The following is an 18920-nucleotide window of genomic DNA, read 5'->3' as shown; positions in this document are numbered from 1 at the left end:
GGTATTAAAACCGCAAGCAATAAACAAGAAAGAACGACGTTAAATAATTGATATGTGTGAAGGAACAGGCATCATCGAGCAGCGCACCTATCTGAAGTATTGCAACGGAGCGGAAACGTTCTACAGTTACGACCCTGCACGCAGACGTTTGCAGAACCTCGTAGTAAATGCTAAGGCAGGTACAATTATGGATAATGCCTACAGCTACGACGCTGTGAGCAACGTGCTCGGTATTAAGAACAATGCTCCGCTCCCACAGAGTGGCAAGGCAGGCGGACAGATGAGCCATAGTTACTCTTATGACCCATTGTATCGTTTGGCAAGCGCAACGGGAACTTATAAGGGAACGGACAATAAGACGGCTTCTTATACCCTTGCGATGGGCTACGACAACATGCACCGTATCACGAGTAAGAAGCAACATCTCTCGCAGACAGGTGTGCAGTTCGAGGGCACGCTCAACGCAGGCTACGAACTCGCTTATACTTACGGCAAGGAGGCGGGCAGAAAGTTCCAGCTGAACAATGTCCGAGATATAAACTATCGCACGGAGGATATTCTTACGGACAGCACAACCATCAACAATGGTCACAAGTATGAATACGAGGTCAACTATAACCTCGGCTGATTGCTTATTTAACATGGATGAATGTTATAAGTAACAAAATAAAAAAAAATGAAAGTTGCATTATTACAATTATCGGATATTCATATAAAGTCGGAAAATGACTTTATTATTAAGCATCAAGAAGATTTTTATCGTTCTTGTAAGGCACTTATTAATGAATGTACTAAATTAATAGTAGTTATTACTGGTGATATAGCATTCAGTGGTAACGAAGAGGAGTATGCAGTTGCTTATAATTGGCTAAAGCAATGCGAAAGCTCTTGGAAGAGAGAAGCAAGCTTTTTAAATTCAGTAGAGTACATCGTTGTCCCTGGCAATCACGATTGTGATTTTTCTAAACAAACTGATGTTAGAAAAATGATTATAAGCACAGTATCTAAGCAAGATGAGATAGGTTCAGAAGATATTATCTCTATATGCCTCTCTGTTCAATCTAATTTTTGGTCTTTCTACAGTAAATTACGAAATGAAAATTTAAATCCATCGATATCGTGGACACAAGAAGTTAAATTGAAACAGGACTTTAGCATTATTTTTAACTGCTATAACAGTGCATCATTATCTCAACTAAACGAGCGACCTGGTGAATTAATTATACCACAGAACAAATTCATAGAAAGGCAGAATATTCATCCACAGGACATTGTGGTTTCACTATTTCATCATAATACTGCATGGTTAAGTCCAAACTCCCCATTAAATAATAAGAAGACTTTTGAAGAACATATATTTGCAACTTCAAACATTGTTATGTGTGGCCATGAGCATTCAGAAAAAAATAAAAAAATCTCATCATTATTAGATTATCAAGAGCTTATATATTTGGAAAACTCGGCTTTACAACACGAAAAGATTTCAAAATATGGATTAATTATACTTGATACCGATGATAAAAATTTGACTCGTCACCAATTCGAGTATTCTGACAAATGTTTTCGTTCATCTCAGGAAAGCAGTATGTTTACTATACGGAAACAGCAATCTGGAGTGATGTTTACGAATGCGTGGGCGGAAAAGTTGGAAACAATTAATATTCCCTTAAAGCATATACACAAACACACACTACAACTATCAGATATTTTTGTTTTTCCAGACTTAGAACCTCTTTCGGATATTAGTTCGGAATGTCTTCAGTATATAGATAGTGAGGATCTTTTAGGAAATTCAATAATAGAACGAATATCAGTTTTAGAAGGCGAGAATCAAGCAGGAAAAACTTCTCTTCTACAGATGTTATGTATATCTTGGTACAAGAAAGGTGTGTACCCAATCATGGTATCAGGTAAAGCTATTAAGCATCATAATATATCTGGTCAATTAAAATCCTCTTATAAAGATCAATATCAATACAGGGAATTTAGTTATGATCAATATATGCAACTTGATAGAAGCAAAAGAATTATACTGATAGATGACTTAGATGAATCGACAATCAACAATGATTATAAATCAAAGTTACTGGAGTGGTTATTATGCAATTTTGAAAAGGTTATTGTGACAACCAATTTACAATTGAATTTGCATAGTGTTTTGTTGCACTTAAATAATACAGACAACTTAAAGCATTTTAGGATTTTATCTTTAGGCTACCATAAACGAAATGCATTAATTGAAAAGTGGATTAGATTAGGACAAGATGTAATAACTTTAAATGAAGAAATGTTGCTTAGTGAAGTTAAGCAAGCATATGATAATATCTCTGTCTTATTAGGACAGCAATTAATACCGTCTTATCCTGTTTTCATTCTATCTCTTTTACAGGGTTTAAATCAAGTGTTTGACAATTTTGACATTTCAAAAACTTCATATGCTTTTTGTTACAATTCTCTCATTATTGCCTCATTACTAAAATCTGGCACTGTAAAAGAAAAAATCAATGGTGTCTTGAAATTCCTATCTGAATTTGCATATTATCGGTATAAACAACATACAGAAAAAAAATACTTTGATGAGAATAATTTTAGGGCATTTTATAATGACTACAAAGAAGACTACAACGCACCATATTCTGCAGAGGCCTTATTAGAAAATCTGTGTAATGCTGATATTATTCGGTGTGCAGACAGTGGTTGCTACACATTCTCATATAAATATATTTTTTACTTTCTTGTTGCACAAAAGATTTCACAATTGGTCAATGATAATCAAGCTGATGGAATCGTACAAGAATTATGTATGAATTTGCATAGAGAACGTGAAGCTAATATTTTGATATTCTTAGTCTACCATAATGGTACGGAAAAACAAATGGAGGATTTACTATTTGCTAGTATGCTTCCATTTGAAGACTACAAACCTATAACCTTAGACCGTGATGACCCTTTATTTAAAGGAATAAATGATATTGTAGATGGTATAAAATCAGAAGTTATGCTTCAGAATGTTGATCCTCGTGAGAATAGGGATATTGCTCTAAAAAAATCAGATGACATGAAAAGAAAATTTGAAAGAAAGAATCCACAAATGCGACCATCTGAAGAAGACTTTGAAAAAAACACTTGTCTACGTGACCTTAATAATACGTTTAAAATTATAAGGATACTAGGTCAAATTGTAAAGAATCAAATGGAGACTCTAAAAAAAGAGCAAATTCTAAAACTAATTGAAGAATCATACAATGTTTGCTTTCGTTCCATTTCTTTTTTTTGTACTTTGATAGAGGAGTCAAAAGAAGAGATTGTTCAATACATACTGGATAAATATAAGGATAAAACTAATATTAAAGAATCTGAAATACGGACAAGAGTACAGAAATTGCTTCATATGCTACTTTACCAGCAATGTCTTAAATCATTTACTAATTTGTCAAGTGCTGTAGGAACTTCAAATGTTCCTGAAATATATGATGAAATTGCAAAACAGATAGGAACACCAGTTGCCAAAATTATTTCTTTCACTATTAATACTTACTATAACAAGATGCGTATTAATGATTTAGAAGAATTGCTATTAGAATACGAAAAAAATCCAGTAGCAATGGAGATTGTAAAAGCTCGGGTATTAAATTATGTGTATAATAATTATGTGGAATATTCTCAACTTCAAAAGATTGGACAGCTATGTCATCTAAAACTTATTAACAATGCAGAAGTTATGAAAAAACACTAAACAATCCAAAAGAACCAGTGTTCAATTTAAGTGAAATCGATAAGATTCATATAAGCCAATGCGTCGGTTTTAGGAATTAATTGGGGAGGAAATTATAGATTAAACGGAGAAGATGTTTTAAGCGCAGCTTTAGATATTGTTGGAGTAGTAGATTCTACTGGAGCAGCTGATGGAATTAACCCAAGTTTAACACCCACTTTCGCCTAATCTAACTGTCACCGTGCTTTCATCGTTTTTCTTATGGGCTCTGTGTCCTACAAATTTTATTCTTTTTGAATGGTGAGTGTTTTAAGTTCAACTTATCGTATATCTGTTTTGCTTGTTTCGAAGGACTACTGCATTGGCGCATCTCGATGGTTTCACCTAATGGATTCTTCCCTTGTGTGGTGACAAGCTTTTGGGTGCTCATACGTCGTACTATCTCGGTCCAGTAACAGGATTCTCCTTCCCGTTTTAATTGACAACGGATGGTGTTTACCACCCAGTAGGCTAATAAACCGAAGAAAAGGTGTGCGTCGCTTCGCTCATCTTTCTGATGATAGATTGGACGGAGGTTGAGATCATTCTTTAGTTGTCTGTTCGTGCATTCTATCTCGCGAATGAGATTGTAGTATTCCCATGTCACACGCTCAGAAAGTGTCCTGACATTGCTGCGGAGGAAATAGACTCCATGACCAGATTCCATTGCTGAGAGGTCTTTTATCTCCCAGTCTACACGTAGCATCTGCTTGGGTTTCTTCTCATTTTTTATGTAGCTTATCTGGTAGAACTTCGCTATAGAAGGGTACTTCTGTATGGCACGTCCTGTACGTTCAACAACCTTTTCATAGGTTTTTGTTCCACCTTTCTTGGAAATTCCATCGTTTATCCTCTGCAGTTCCATCTCAAAACGCTCTCTCCAGACTCTGTTCATGGACGACTCTGTCATAGCTTTCGAAGGAGATGTTATTTCGAGATAATAATCCTTATCATCCTCTGTCTTAACCTCTTTCAGCGTTATCTTCTGCCGACGGGCATCCATTACCGTAACGCTCTTATTATCATCACTGAGCGTATAGTCTTTCATTTTCGTACGGGATACGCAGAGATAATTGTAACCCTTTTTCTTTATTAGCTCCAAGTTCTCTTCCGTGGCAACACCTGCATCCATGACAACGAGCGTATCCTTGATTCGTGATGGATTTCTCTTTGCCAGCGTATCAATCATATTGGGTAGAGACTTGGGATCTGCTGTATTACCCTCCAAGATTGAAGAATAACGTATAAAACCTTCTTTATTGATACATAATGCAAGTACAAGTAGCTTACAGTCAGAGCGTTTTTCTTTTGAACGACCGAACTTGGCTTTATCGCTATTACGCTTGCTACCCTCGAAATAGAAGTTGGTTAAGTCGAAGAGCATCAACTTGTTGTCTATATTAAAGAGATCGTCAGTAACGCTGCACAGATGACGCTCTAACTGTTCCTTTAGTTCATATAACTTGTCAGTGATTTTATACAGAGAATTGATTCCTGGTGTCCAGCCAGGAACTCCACTGTAAAGTTCGCCAGCAGCCGAGTTATCGCGCAAATAATAATAAGATGAACGTTCAGAAACTGCATATACCGTACGGACAATCAATGCTGACAAAGCCGTGTGTATCGTATTCTCCGTCCAGCCGTTTTTGCGCAGAAAACCCTCTAATTGCAGCTTGTCGATTGTCTGCTTGCAGAGCCACTCAGCACCGACATCCCTTGCGTCAGTATAGTTTGCCGTCTCAAGGTCAATATAGTTCTCATATTTTCTCAGCGACTTCTGCTCTTCCTTATTAAACCGATCGATTCCACCTTCTTTCTCCATACGGATCCACCATTCGTCAGCCTTTGCCTGTTCAATAGGAGTAAGTTCTTCAAGACGCTCTTTGAAAAGCGAGGGTGTATTTCTTGTTTTGAAGCGTTTGGTAAGAGCGTATGCAATTTTTCGAACCTGTACAGCAGTAAGTGAAGGTTCGAACCCGATGTTTAACAAAATTAGCGAATGTACATGACCCTGCACGTCACGATATGACTCCTTGATGCGATAATAAGGAGCCATGTCGCCTGTTACAGGGTTGAATCGTGTCTGTACATTTGCGTGCATGAGTGCAAAGTAACAAAATAATTTTGATATGGCTGTGTCCTACAAATCAGATTTTACTCCTCGTTACAATACCCTATGTTTGATTATCAATTATTTATCAAATTGATACTACACAAAATATCCCGAAAATTTATGAAAAATAATTTTGCCGGTTAAACTTGGGTTAATGCTATATTGCAGGCTCAAAAAGGAGACTGGGGCGATGCTTTAATAAGTAGTGCAGGATTATTACCTCTAGTTGGAGATGTCGCTAAAGTTGGAAAACTAGGGAAAGATGTAAAAATAATAGAAACTGCAATTGATGCTGTAAAAGAATCGAAGACAACTATTAAGGTCGTAAATGGGAATTCAAGAAAAAGTCAGAAAGCTCAACACCTTTATGAAATCTTTGACAAAGAAACAGGAGAAGTCGTAAAAACGGGTATAAGTGGTGGAAAGATAACAAAAAAAGGAAAATCCTATCGAGTAACTCAGCAAGTTAATAAGTGGAATAGGATGAATAAGAAAGATGTCTTTAACTCGCGAATAGTAAGAAAAATACCCGCTGGAAAAAATGCAAGAGAAAAAGCTTTGCAGGCAGAGAAAGCTAATGCTATCCGACTTCGTAATGAAGGTCAGCTTGATGCAAAATATCACAAAAGACCATAGAAAATGATACTAAAGTATATAACAATGTCTCTTAATCATAATGTAGGCGATTCTCAATATCGTTTACATTATGATTTTAATGTGCGATTTATTTGTAATTATTTGTCCAGAAAGATTCGGAAGTGTCATTTTTTAACAAAAGAGCCTTTTGATACTATATGTATAAATGTTGGTGGTACAAATTCTTCTGAAATAGTATTTAATAATGTTTTACAAATAAGTGTCCCTTTTAATATGAAGTACTACGAAAATACTGATGGATCAAATAAATGTAAATACTATATAGAATTATTTCAGCAAGGCTTTGTACTAGCAAATACCTATACGGATATTCCTTTAGATATTTTAAATAACATTTTGTGCAAATTTGAAAAAGAAAATTGTGAGAATGTTTGGATTGCAAAAAGAAAAGATTTAAAAGAATTAGGAATTAAAATCATTTTAAAATGCGTTTTCAGCATGCGAAATTTCTCTGCTTATATAATTTTTCTAGACAGCAAGATACAAAAAGAAATTTGTTCGGGGATGATTGTGAGAACAAAACCTGATGAAATTTACTTTGATAGGTTATTTAAAGATATGATCGTAAGGAATGATTTTTTATATATAAGAAATTATAATAATATCGAGTTTATAAAAATAGATATAGATAAAGTATTACATGGATTTTTCCAATCTTCATTTATGGAATGCCCCTATGATGATGATGATTCAATTAAAGATTACAATTATATTATACAAGAATTGTCTTACAATGGATAATGGTAATACTCCAGATTGGGAGTTGTTAGAATAACTGCTTGATAATCAATTTGTTTCTAAATAATTAGGTGTAAAGGCAGGGATAAATTCTCTGCCTTCTGCTATTTTTGTAACCCAAAACAAAAAACAAAGAAAAATGAATATACGAGAACGCTTCGGAGCTTTATGCTCCAGATTGGGAGTTGAGTTTCAATGTCCGCATTGCCACTCAAACAATATTATCAGAAGTGGTAAAAGTAGTACAGGTAAACAATGCTACCGATGTAAGAGTTGCCGGAAACGTTTTATTACCGTCTACAACATACAAGGCCTATCTTCCTAATTGATAACTGACCAAAGAGGGATTGGGCAATCACAGCACGATACTAACGTTGGGCAGTATGATTTATCAGCATTCATTCTTGTTTACTCTCAAGGGATTTTGTCAGTTGCACTGCTTGCTGTTGCAGTCTGATAAGAAGTTGGGAATAAGTTTCAAGTTTACTGAGCAATCGTTGAGCAGTGGCAACAGAATGATAAGTATTGAGGGCTTTCACGGCTTCGTTGTACAGCACACCTATCTTATGAGTCATGACGACGATTTCTGAGAGTTTCTCCAAGTAAGGCTTCTTTGAAGAGTCTTCCGTGATGACCTTAAAGGCTTCACCCAAAAGCCTTGCTCGGACAAAATCGCTTTTTGTCTTTGCTCCCGACTTGCGGTAGAGTCTGATAAGCTTCTGCTGGTCTTCGGGGTTCGGTATTCTGATGTGCCATCTGTCCCATCGTGGGCAGGTGGCACATCTGCCGTCTGGCTTCTTTTGTTTCTGCTTTTTCATTGCTTTTTAATCACGACTTTGGAGTGATTTAATCCCCCAATTGGGGCAAGGGTCTTTGTGGTACAAATGACAATTTGTGGTACAAAGACACACCTTGCCAGTATAAAGAAAGAGATAGTTTGTTATGTTCCATAAAGTAACCTTTCTGGGGTGCTTTTAATAGACGAGAGTTCAAAGTTCAAGAAGTAAATCAAGAGATAAGTTTAGACTAATTTCTTGACTTACTGACTTTATGAGCTGACATATTTTTGACTAAAGTTAATTTTAACTTAGGTCGAAACTAATTTCTTGACCAAAGTCACAACTGACCATTTGACTTAAGTCGCGACTGATTTCTTAACTTAACTCATAACCTACCTGTTTGCGGTATTGGATTATAATGCCTTTCAAGCATTGTCTGTATGTCGCTCTGCTTGTATAGTATCTTCCCTCCGATTTTGTAGAAAGGAAGCGTTCCTGCATTTCTGTACTCTTGGAGCGTGCGTGTGCTGAGCCGTAATTGGCTGCAAACCTCCTCACCCGAAAGGTAAACTTCACCATTCAGCATCGGACGGGCGGTAGCGCAATACCGCTCCAATTTCTTCAATGTGCCCTCCATCAGTTGTGCAAACAACTGCATCTGAGGGTCTTGCTGTGTAATGATTTCGTTCTCTGTCATAGTTCATTCACTTTTTGCGTTCAGTAATTCCGTGATGTCGCTTTCCTTGTAATAGCACTTATGTCCAATCATTGAGAAAGGGATTTTCCCCGTATCTCTGTATGATTGCAGGGTACGTTTGCTGATGCCCAAACGCTTGCACACGGCTTCGTTGTCAAGCCATTCGTCTGTTTCGGGCGGATTGCCGATGAGTTGTTCAATACTGTGGATAAAGTCTGCAAATTCGGAGCAGTGCCGCTCCCACGCTTTGCGGTCGATGATAATGAGTTTCATTGCCTTGATTTTGTTTTGATTACTTTATTGTTACTCGGCAAACAAACTGTTATGCAGTCCATTGCCGTACTTATCGAGTGCAAAAGTAAACCCTCGGAAGCACCGCTGCAAGAAATGAGGAAAAGCAGGGAAATAGAGAGAAAACAAGAGAAAAGACCAAAGGAGATCCATCTGTGTTATTGCGGTAATGAGATGAGGTGCCGGCTCTTTCCTTTTATCACATAGCAATTATTCTTTCGACAGTTCGATAGTTCGACAAATCGATATGTAGTTTTATCGATAGATAGTTTTATCGATAGATTATTTTGACGATATATAGTTTTGACAACAGATAGTCATGACAACAGATAGTCATGACAATAAATTGTACAAACAACAGATTGTCCGTATTATCGTCAGTCCTATCTGTTGTTGGTTGTTACGCCTTGCGTCCAAAGAGCCTGAGTATGCCGTATTCTTGTCGTGCCTATACTCTCTACGGCAGCCCAGCCCTGCAAGGTTGGGAGAGATGAATACGACCGCACGAATACAGAAAATGGCAATACCGCCTTGAAACAGAAAAATCCTGCGGTGGAGATTCTTCTCTCCATCCGCAGGACTTGACCTTGTCAGGGCAGATTAGCTGCCGTTGTACCTTTGCACGATAAGAAACGGCATCAGGGACTTTGCGTGTGCCTTTGCTTACAACGCCTTTGGACTTACCCCTACGTCTGACCGACTATTGGCAAATGATTGCTCTTGGTAAGCAGCACTATCGTGCCGGTGAGTTCGGTGTAAAGACGGTCGTATTGCTCGTCAGAAGCAAATGTGTCCGTCAAACCGAACTTGTCGAATGTGGCTTGAATAGCCTTGTTCGACAACAATATGGGTGCAAGCTTCTCAGGGAGTGGTGCAGGCAGTTCCCTCTCAAACTCGTTCTCTAAGACAGAAACAAGCGTGTCGTACTTGGAAAAGTGCAAACCTTGATACAATACCTCACTTGCTATGCTCTCTGCTTCGAGGTGCGAAAAACCTTGTGCCACTGCATCGCAGTAAGCAGTTAGAGCCATGTCTGCTCGTGTGGTGATAAACTCCGTGTCGTGCAATCTTTCGGGGTGATGCTCACTCATATAACTTCTTAATTTCAACCGAAAGTAGGAAAGTTCCTGTTTGTTGTTCTTTTTCATTTTGTCCTTATTTAGTGTTGATACTTAATGATGGTTGTTTAACGGTCTAAGAAAATCATTTTATCATATTCTTGGCTTTCTTGGCGAACAGACACGCAGGGCCTTTCGCAGTTCCCTTGTGGTGTTGCTACCCATGAGTGGCTGCATTTCCCGTGCAATCTTGCTCTTGCTGATCTTTGCATAGAGTTCAGTGGTGGAAATGAAGCGGTGTCCGAGCATCTTACTGACGGTTTCTATCGGCAAGCCGTTCTCCAAACAGATGGTCGTGGCAAAGGTATGTCGTGCCGTGTGCGAGGTGGCTTCGGTATGAGATGGGAGTCCAGCCTTGATGATGATGTCCCTTATCTTGCGGTTGAAATGGCTATTCGTGGGGAACTCACGAAAGAGCAAACCCTCCTTTTGTCCGTCGTTGACAATGGTGAGTATCTCTTCGGCAATGGGCAATAAGGGAACAATGCTTCTGTTCTGAGTTTTTGTGCGACAGAGCGATATGTACCTACGCCCATCCCCGAATGTATAAACATCGTCCATTCGGAGTTTCTTCAAGTCTGAGAATGCCAGCCCCGTGAAACAGCCCAAGAGGAAGATGAGCCTGCAATGGTTGTCCACCGAGCGGTGAGGACGATATGAGAGAAGTTTGTGTAAATCGTCAGAAGTGAGGGCATTGCGCTCGTAGGTGGGCGTTTCAATGTCTATCAGTTCAAAAGGGTCTGCATGGATATACCGCTCCTGCTGTGCCTTTCTAATAACTTGATGCAGGTGGCGCAGACGGTTGGAGACGGTGCTCTCCTTGTTTCCTAAGTCCCTAAGCATGAACAGACGGTAGCTTTCTATTAGGTCCTTGTCGGCTTCTTTGGGAAGACAATCCTCCTTCCCCCTTGTTTTCAGAAATTGTAAAAAGCTCTTCTTGCTGTCCCTAAAAGCCCTGACGGTAGCCTTTCCTATAGTCTTGCCCTGCAATTCCTCCTTACTTTCGCAGACAGCTTGGTAAAGCTCTATGAGTGTTGGGGTAGATTTTCCTTGATGCAGGAACTGCTCCTTAAAATATTCTGCCGTGATGTAGTTCTCTTCTCTTAACGTGAGTTCATAGAGTGCGTGAAGTCGTTTATCTATTGAGTCCAGTTGATGATTGACATCATTCGCTCTGTTAGCTGCCACTTTTATGCGTCCTATCTTTGATTGCCAATCAACGGGAGAGGTGTGCAATCCTGTTGAGAATGAAGCAGACGCACCGTTGCAGGTGATACGGCAGCGTATAATGCACTCGTTATTCTCATTTGTCTTGCTTCTGTCTATATAGAATAGAATTGAAAATGTACTTTTCATTTTTCCATGTATGTTTTATCGTTTGTATTCCTTATAATTTCTAGTTAGTCAGACGATATTGTGCGATGAGAGGGAGAATCTTCTCCACATCCCGAAAGACACGCTCTGGAGAAGTCTCTGCATACACCTGTGTGGTCTTTATTTGGCTGTGTCCGAGCATTTTCGATACGCTTTCGATAGACACGCCTTCAGAAAGCGTCATCTGCGATGCGAAGGTATGCCTTGCCATGTGAAAAGTCAGCGTTTTCTGAATACCGCAAAGCCGTGCTATCTTTTTGAGGTGTATGTTCACCGTATCGCAGCCTGGTATGGGCAGCAGATACCCTTTGGGCGGTTCGTGACGGAACGCCCTTGTATGGATACCCCTGTACCGCTCGATGATGGCGGATGCTTCGGGCAGTAGCGGAATGTGGCATATATTGCCTGTCTTTATTCTCGGCTTTCGTATCCAATTCATACCAGACTCATGGATGATATGCTCTGCCGTGAGGTGGTACACATCCGTATAGGAAAGACCGGTATAGCACGAAAAGAGAAACATATCCCTCGACACCTGCTCATAGCCTTGCAGTTCGTTATCGCTTAATGCTGCTATTCTGTTTACTTCCTCCCTTGTGATGTATCGGGGTGTACCCACGTCCCAGCGGATAGAGTGAGCGATGAAAGGATAGATGTCTATGATGTGCCGTTTGTATAGGTCCTTGAGTAGGGATGCCAGCATTGTAAGATAACCAGCTGAAGTGTTGAGTTTAAAACCCTTTTCTTTGGCAAAAAACTCCTCCAAGTCTTTGATAAGGGCAGTATCGGCTTTTTGCACGGGAATATCGTTCACATGGTAGCGATGTCTGAGAAATTTTGCCAGATGCTTACGGAAAAGCAGCAGACATTTCAGTCTTCTTTCACTGCGGTCTATACCCACCCGCTCACGGAAGCGGTCGATATACTCGTCTGTATGATGAAGCAGTCCCTGCGATCTGCTGTTTAACCCGAATACAAGTTCCCTTATCTGCTCTGCCGTAACAGTGTTGTTCAACTTGCCCAAAAGCGATTCGTAAACTTGATGGACGCTTACTTGCAGTCGGTCAAGTTCGTTGTTTACTGATACGGCTTCGGCACTCTTGCCCACAAGTCGCTGTTTACGACTATCCCAAAGTTTTGGGGTACAGGCGCATTTGCAACTGAACTGAACCATTGAGCGACCGATACTGATGCGTCCCATTACGGGACTTTTTCCGTTTTTGTCCTGCGTACCTCTCTTGAGGTAGAAAAGCAGCTTCATTTTTTCTTTTTCCATTGTCTTTTTGCTTGCAAAATTACACTTCTTAGAGGAACTTTGAGTGATGCAAAACATTGATAATGAAAGAGAAAACACCATTTTAGTTACCACTTTTAGCCGTTCTTTTCCTTTCATCGTTTCTCGAACGATTTGGTAACTGAACTCTTGCTTTTTCACTCCTTTCTTAGCCTATTTCCTTTGATGCAACTCAATGAGTAAAAAGGCAATATATCCTCTATTTCAATCAGATACGCATTCTTCGCCTTTTCTTGCTTCCAAATCCTATACTTCCGCATAGAAAGCAGCCAGCTCCGGAACCTTAATGAATGTCCTAAACCGCTCTTTCTGAATGATGTCGTTTGTGATGGAGAACTCATAGTCGGTAGATTTCTTGGCAAAGACGGCTGCCCATGCGTCAAAGCTGTTGATACCTTGCCTCTCCAAAGCCTGCGGACGAAGATACTTGAACAGAAGATACAACTCCGTCAGGCTATTGGAGATGGTCGTTCCCGAAAGGAAAGTGGCTCCCAAATCCTTGCCGGACCTCTCCTGTATGGTACGAATGGCAAAGAGCATGTTTAAGGCACGCTGCGAACCATCAGGATTGCCCAAGCCCGACACACGGTCGTGGCGTGTGTTGAACATCAGGTTCTTGAATTGGTGCGATTCATCTACAAAGAGGTGGTCGATACCCATCATCTTGAAGTCTACAGCATCGTCCTTACGCTCAGCGATGCTATCCTGTATGTTCTGCAACTTGGCTTCAAGTGTCTGCTTGCGCTTCTCTAAGCCTTTGAGCATACCACGGGAGATGTCTCTTCCTTGTTGTCGCAACACTTCGAGATTCTCTTCCACTGAGTCCAGTTCCTTTTGCATAATCGCTTCCTGTATCTCCAAAGCCTGCGGTATCATGCCAAACTGTTCGTGCGTAAGTATAATACAGTCCCAGTCGTTGTTCTTGATGTCGTTGAAAATACGCTGGCGGTTCTGCTTGTTGAAATCATTCTTGCCTGGATAGAGCACCTTGGCATTGGGATACGCCTTGTGGAATGTGTCGGCAATATCGAAGACGTTTGCCTTCAGACCAATAATCATCGGTTTGTTTGCCAGTCCCAAGCGTTTCATCTCGTAGGCTGCCGTACACATGATGAGTGTCTTACCCGCTCCCACCTCGTGGTCACATATGCCGCCGCCATTGGTTTTGAGCATCCACACGGCATCCTTCTGACTCTTGTAGAGGTCGGCAATGCCCAATCGTTTGAGGTCAAGATCGGGAAACGTCTGGTGTGTACCGTCAAAGTTGGGTCGCACAAAACAGTTGAAAAGGCGGTTGTACCTGTCGGAGAGTTGTTGTTTGAAGGTATCAGGTGTACGTCCGAGCCAATCAACAAAGCCCTGTCTGATTTCCTCAATCTTGGCATTTGCCATCTGGATAGCATGTCCGTCCCTTACTTTGATAGTTTTCGTCTCTCCCGTAACCTTGTCCGTCACCTCCTTACTCTTGTTGATGTCGGGAATGGTATTGTGTAGGGCATGCTTGAGGAGATTGATACCATCATAACGGCGGAACTCTCCCTGTACGGCATACTTGTGCCAGATATTGGCATTCTTATGGTCACATACAATGCTGTACTCGTCCATGTTGGAATGGTAGGATACGCCAATATCCGTCCCGAAAAACTCCGAAGCGAACCTGCCATAGACTTTGGCAGGTATCCAGCGTTCACCGAGGTTGAAGTCCAAATCGGCAAAGGGAATGGGTGTAGGTGTGGCTGCACGCAAAGCGGCAAGGCTCTGTTTGGCTTCCTCATGGTCGGGATGGTCCAAGAGCCACGACTCGATACGCTCCGCCTTTTCTATTACATTGCCCGAAATGAACTTGTCCGCTACCTCGTAAGCATTCTCTTCGGGATTGAAATAGATACGACCTTCCAAGGAAGAAATGATGTCGCTTTCCTCCATATCAGGTAAAAGCGAACTCATGTAGTCAAGTTCCACTGTGCCGTACTTGTTGAGCGATGCACCCAGTGCCTCCATCGGGTCTGTGGCAACGGTCAGTTCCGTGATGGAAAATGCCGTAGGATGGTCAAAGATGTCCGCCTTAATGTACCTGCCGTTTTCGGAGCGTTCCAAGAAGAGCATTTCCAAGCCTGTAGCATCCATCTTAATGATGTCGGTGTTCGCCTTTTGGTTAAAGTATCCCCAGCGTGCAACATAGTCATCATACAGGTGGTTGAGCCTGCTGCGGTCTTCCCTGTCTTCTGCATGGTTCTCTGCCTCGTAGTCATAGAGACGATGATAGCACTCCCGTATCTCGATATAGCTTTTTAGACGGGAAAGCTGCGCATACGGCAAGTCCATCGGATTAAAGGTGGGATGTCGCTTCAGATCAGAAAGAAACCCCACCTGCCCTTTCTGCACGACAATGGAGCCATCCCTCAAATGCGAGTCGGGTGATGAGAGAAAGGGACGGGGCGAGGAATCGAACTCCTTTTTCACCTCCGCTATCGGTTTTGGCTTGCGTTCCTCGGCTTCGTTCATGAAGTCGAAAAGTGACGGCTCACGTGGGGAGGAAGAAGCTGCTTTCCTGCTACTATGAGTACGGCGTTTGGGTACGGCTGCTGGCTTTTGTATCTTGGACTCCGCTGGCTTTTGGGAAACAGTTTGTTCTACAGGACGGCGCGCCTGTGAAGTTCCTGAATTATCCTTGATTTCATTGTTCACACGGGTAACTTCTCTTGTCCAAAGACTGTATTCCTCCGGGGCAAACAGTGACAGTTGCTCCGGTTGTCCGATGTCTTCCATGTTGTTGTCCACCACTGGATGATGATCGTCGTCAAAGAACACCGTCTGTCCGTTCATCTCTCTTGGGGCTTCAATATCCGTACGGATTTCCGACCTTTCCTGTTCGTATTGTCGGTGAAGTGTCAAGGCGGGTACACCTTCGGGTGCAGGTTCAACGTTTATGGATGGTTGCTCTGACACAGATTGCTGTGGTACAGACTCCGATGATGGTGGTTGCAATGGAGTAGTCTCTCCATTGGAAACGGTATTTTCTGTTGCCTGTGCCTTGGTAATGGTAAAATCGTCCGCTTCTATGACTTGCCCGACATTAATTTCTGTTTCAGTTTCTAATTCCTCGTTGGACGTTTCGATTTCAGAAATACCGTTTACAGTCTTCTTAACCGTGTCTTCTGTATTTGTTACCGCTTCTTCCTTGATTTCCTCTGCCACCACTTCTTCTTTGGTATATTGTTCCCTGACGATTTCTTCCAACTCGGCTATCTCGTGCAATTTCTTAGGAGAGAAATACAGGTCGCGTTCAATCCCCAGTCCTCTTACCTTCACGCCTTCCATCTCGTCGAGGGACATATTGCCAAGCTCCCAGCCATAACCCATCGTGACAGCACCGAAACCAATGCGGCTCTTAGGGTCATATTCCAGAAGGTAGGCTGTGTATGCTCCCATAGGGAAGAAATAGCGTGCATAGGCAACCTTATCGCCAATGAGTTCCTTTTCCGTGCTGTAAAGTTTAGGCAGTTGCTTCCTGATACTGTCGGGCATGAGGTTATAGGCATCGTTTATTCCCTTGTCTTCAGTCTTTGTCTTCTCTGTTTCTTCTTTCCGACTTATGGTAATACCCAACTTGCGAAGCTGTTTCTCTGCTTCCGCCTCCCGCTCTGCCTCTGTCATTGGTATACCTGTTTCATATAGCTTACGGTCGATACGTTGTCCCATTTCAAGGGAGAGCCGTGTTCGGAGACTTTCTGCCATTTCCTCAATCCCTCCTGTGAACCGATACTCCCATGCTGGTCTTCCATAAGGGTCTGTACCCATTATACGCTCTGTGGCAATGGTGCGATGAGATATGTCTTTCCAATCTCCTACAAAAAGAGAGTTATGCTTGAAGACGACAGAAGAACCTTCTTCCTTGAGAACGGAAACGGTTTCTACGAACTGCTGTTCAATTCCTTCGCCGATTTCTTTACCTGTCTGCTTCTGTAGGACGATGAGGTCACTGCCTACGTCCGTACCTGCATTGTCTGAAAATAGACCTGATGTTAGTCGGAGAGCGGAGATAAGGCGGCTGTTCTGCATGAGGTAACGGCGTATGGCTTCGTTGCGGGGACTGTCCAAAACACCCTGTGAGGTGATGAATGCCAGTAAGCCACCTTCCTTGATGCAGTCCAGACCTTTCACGAAGAAGTAATTGTGAATGGCACGTGTGGACTCACGTTTAAGAGTGTCCTTGCCTTTGCTATACTCTCGGTCATAGACCATAAAATCTCCAAAAGGAATGTTACTTGTAACAAGGTCGTACTTATCCTTGTCTTCCAGCTCTCCAATAGCTTCAAAAGGCTCGTTTTGAACGAATATGTTGCCTTTTCCATAGGGGTGCAGAGCTTGGCTAATGCGGGCAGTGAGCAGGTCTTTTTCCATTGCATCTACAACTCCCGCTTGCCTTGCAAAGATCTCGGCAAAGGCACCCATACCCATAGAAGGGTCTAAGCATCGTCTTATCTGCAGGTTTGTGGAGGCAAGTGCGTCTGAGATAGCAGAGACGATACGAGTATCAGTATAGAAGGAGGTCAGTACGCTTGCCTTGATGCCCTCCCAATACCGCTTGGCGGTATTGGCATCTACGGCTTCACGATAAATCATCTGCTTGAGCTGCTGGGTAGGCTCAAAGAGATTCTGTTCAGACTTGCTCCAATAGCGTATATCATCGGGGTTATCTGTGCGGTTGAGTACACATTTCAAGCCACCGAAGCCCTGATAGTTTCGTAAGATACTTTTTTCAGCTTCGGTGGCTTCGCGGCGTTCTTTTTCCAGACGCAAGACCACACGGATAGCCTCCGTGTTGGCTTGCAGGACTTCTTTCTTATTGTATGCCATAGTGTTTTCTTTTAATAAGTGGAGGTAAAAAGGTCGGGAGGTAGTACTTGTATCTCCCAACCTATATTTGTTCCTCGTTGTTTCTGTCGGGATTATCTCCCTCTTTGTTTTCCTTTATTGTTCTCAAATTCAAAGGAAGTGGCGTAGTCTTCACCCAAAACAAGTCGGGCATTGAACTTCTTGCCAGCCTTGCTGGTCAGCCCTTTAAGGATAGGCGTACGACCAGAACTTATCAAGTGACGGATGTTATCTTCAGAGAAATGTATGCCGCAGACTTCACGAAACACGTGGAAGCCACAGGTTTCATGTCTGCACTTGGCTACCTTAGCATAGATGCCGACACTCTGCTGTCCGCATTTGGGGCAGCGGTAGACCGGATAGGACTTCTGCTCTGAAGAAAGCGAGAGGAGTTCCTCGCAGATTGTTCCTACGTATGAGTTGATGCCTTGTGAGAACTTATCAGATGGCATCTTTCCTGCTTCAATAGCGGCAAGGGCAAGTTCCCAACTGCCTGTCATCTCAGCATTGGCAATCTTCTTGTCCTTGACAGTTTCATAGACAGCTAAGCCTTTCTCGGTAGGTATGATGGATTTCTTGTCTCTTCGGATATAATCACGAAGGATCAGCGTTTCGATGATGTTGGCACGAGTGGCAGGTGTTCCAATACCACACTCTGCCATTGCCTTGCGCTTATCGTCTTCCTTCACTTCCTTGCCGGCGTTCTCCATAGCAGAAAGCAGTGTCGCTTCTGTGTAGAGAGGTTTAGGTTTGGTCTTATGTTTGGTGATGTCCGCATTAACAAGTGATAGGATTTCACCTTCTGCCAAGTTCGGCAATGAAGGTAAAATCTGTTCATCACCATCTTCTTCCTTATCTGCTTCCGCTTCTTTACCTTTCTGTACAACTTTCCAGCCTAAAGAGATTTGTCGGCATGCTTTCCAACTAAAGGTGTTGGTGCCATCTGTGAACCGTACCTGCATACGCTCTTCCTCGGAATCAGGAGAAAAGGCTTCTATGAAGCGATTAACTACCATTTGATAGATAGTTGTTTCATCTGCCGACAATCCTAAGGGTGTTTCACCTGTGGGAATAATGGCGTGGTGGTCGGTAACCTTGGTATTGTCCACAGAATGGCGGTTAAGTGGATTTGATAGTGGCATGCCTGTCTTGCGTAGCAGGGTGGATATTTCCTCGAAGACATCTTCACTGATGTATCGGCTGCCAGTGCGGGGATAGTTCATAGAA

Annotated in this window: 12 protein-coding genes and 2 pseudogenes; 5 read left to right on the top strand and 9 right to left on the bottom strand. The window is 42.0% G+C overall.

Annotation, left to right across the window (positions count from 1 at the left end):
- Nucleotides 1–43: 43 nt before the first annotated feature.
- Together AXF23_RS06325 and AXF23_RS06320 are read left to right on the top strand one after the other, a co-directional pair.
- Nucleotides 44–622, top strand: a pseudogene (locus AXF23_RS06325) (RHS repeat-associated core domain-containing protein); the annotation flags it as partial.
- Between the two features lie 54 nt (nt 623–676).
- Nucleotides 677–3736, top strand: a complete 3060-nt coding sequence (locus AXF23_RS06320; protein WP_107624703.1) for a metallophosphoesterase — start codon at nt 677–679, stop codon at nt 3734–3736.
- A 238-nt stretch (nt 3737–3974) separates the two neighbouring features.
- Here AXF23_RS06320 and AXF23_RS06315 read toward each other — a convergent pair whose 3' ends face one another.
- Nucleotides 3975–5855: an IS1634 family transposase gene (locus AXF23_RS06315; protein ID WP_107624702.1), complete on the bottom strand. Its 1881-nt coding sequence runs from the start codon at nt 5853–5855 to the stop codon at nt 3975–3977.
- Nucleotides 5856–6029: 174 nt separating this feature from the next.
- Between AXF23_RS06315 and AXF23_RS06310 the strand changes: the two genes are divergently transcribed.
- The 3 genes from AXF23_RS06310 to AXF23_RS16575 all read left to right on the top strand — a co-directional run bounded on the left by AXF23_RS06310 (nt 6030) and on the right by AXF23_RS16575 (nt 7587).
- On the top strand, nt 6030–6503 hold the full coding sequence (locus tag AXF23_RS06310; protein ID WP_107624701.1) for a hypothetical protein: 474 nt from the start codon (nt 6030–6032) through the stop codon (nt 6501–6503).
- A 3-nt stretch (nt 6504–6506) separates the two neighbouring features.
- Nucleotides 6507–7265 carry a hypothetical protein gene (locus tag AXF23_RS06305; protein WP_107624700.1) on the top strand — a complete coding sequence of 253 codons (759 nt, stop codon included), beginning with the start codon at nt 6507–6509 and terminating at the stop codon, nt 7263–7265.
- 136 nt (nt 7266–7401) lie between these two features.
- Nucleotides 7402–7587, top strand: coding sequence for an IS1/IS1595 family N-terminal zinc-binding domain-containing protein (locus AXF23_RS16575; protein ID WP_107624699.1), 186 nt, complete (start codon nt 7402–7404; stop codon nt 7585–7587).
- A 73-nt stretch (nt 7588–7660) separates the two neighbouring features.
- Here the strand turns inward: AXF23_RS16575 and AXF23_RS06295 are convergent, their stop codons facing one another.
- From AXF23_RS06295 to AXF23_RS06260, 8 genes and pseudogenes are all read right to left on the bottom strand, one after another.
- On the bottom strand, nt 7661–8080 hold the full coding sequence (locus AXF23_RS06295; RefSeq protein ID WP_107624698.1) for a plasmid mobilization protein: 420 nt from the start codon (nt 8078–8080) through the stop codon (nt 7661–7663).
- 346 nt (nt 8081–8426) lie between these two features.
- The gene (locus AXF23_RS06290; protein WP_009013256.1) at nt 8427–8738 is read right to left on the bottom strand and encodes a helix-turn-helix domain-containing protein; all 312 of its coding nucleotides are present in this window, start codon (nt 8736–8738) and stop codon (nt 8427–8429) included.
- Between the two features lie 3 nt (nt 8739–8741).
- Entirely contained in the window at nt 8742–9011 is a 270-nt protein-coding gene (locus tag AXF23_RS06285) for a helix-turn-helix domain-containing protein (protein ID WP_107624697.1), read from the bottom strand.
- 704 nt (nt 9012–9715) lie between these two features.
- Nucleotides 9716–10177, bottom strand: a complete 462-nt coding sequence (locus tag AXF23_RS06280) for a DUF1896 domain-containing protein (protein ID WP_107624696.1) — start codon at nt 10175–10177, stop codon at nt 9716–9718.
- 63 nt (nt 10178–10240) lie between these two features.
- Nucleotides 10241–11503: a site-specific integrase gene (locus AXF23_RS06275; RefSeq protein WP_107624695.1), complete on the bottom strand. Its 1263-nt coding sequence runs from the start codon at nt 11501–11503 to the stop codon at nt 10241–10243.
- Between the two features lie 40 nt (nt 11504–11543).
- Nucleotides 11544–12797: a site-specific integrase gene (locus AXF23_RS06270; protein WP_107625815.1), complete on the bottom strand. Its 1254-nt coding sequence runs from the start codon at nt 12795–12797 to the stop codon at nt 11544–11546.
- A gap of 264 nt (nt 12798–13061) precedes the next feature.
- Nucleotides 13062–17675: a DUF2958 domain-containing protein gene (locus AXF23_RS06265; RefSeq protein WP_107624694.1), complete on the bottom strand. Its 4614-nt coding sequence runs from the start codon at nt 17673–17675 to the stop codon at nt 13062–13064.
- A 92-nt stretch (nt 17676–17767) separates the two neighbouring features.
- A pseudogene (locus tag AXF23_RS06260) lies at nt 17768–18910 on the bottom strand (DNA topoisomerase); the annotation flags it as partial.
- Nucleotides 18911–18920: the final 10 nt, after the last annotated feature.

The organism is Prevotella sp. oral taxon 313, from assembly GCF_003043935.1.
Classification (GTDB): Bacteria; Bacteroidota; Bacteroidia; order Bacteroidales; family Bacteroidaceae; genus Prevotella; species Prevotella jejuni.
This window is presented reverse-complemented; position numbering and strand designations above follow the sequence as displayed.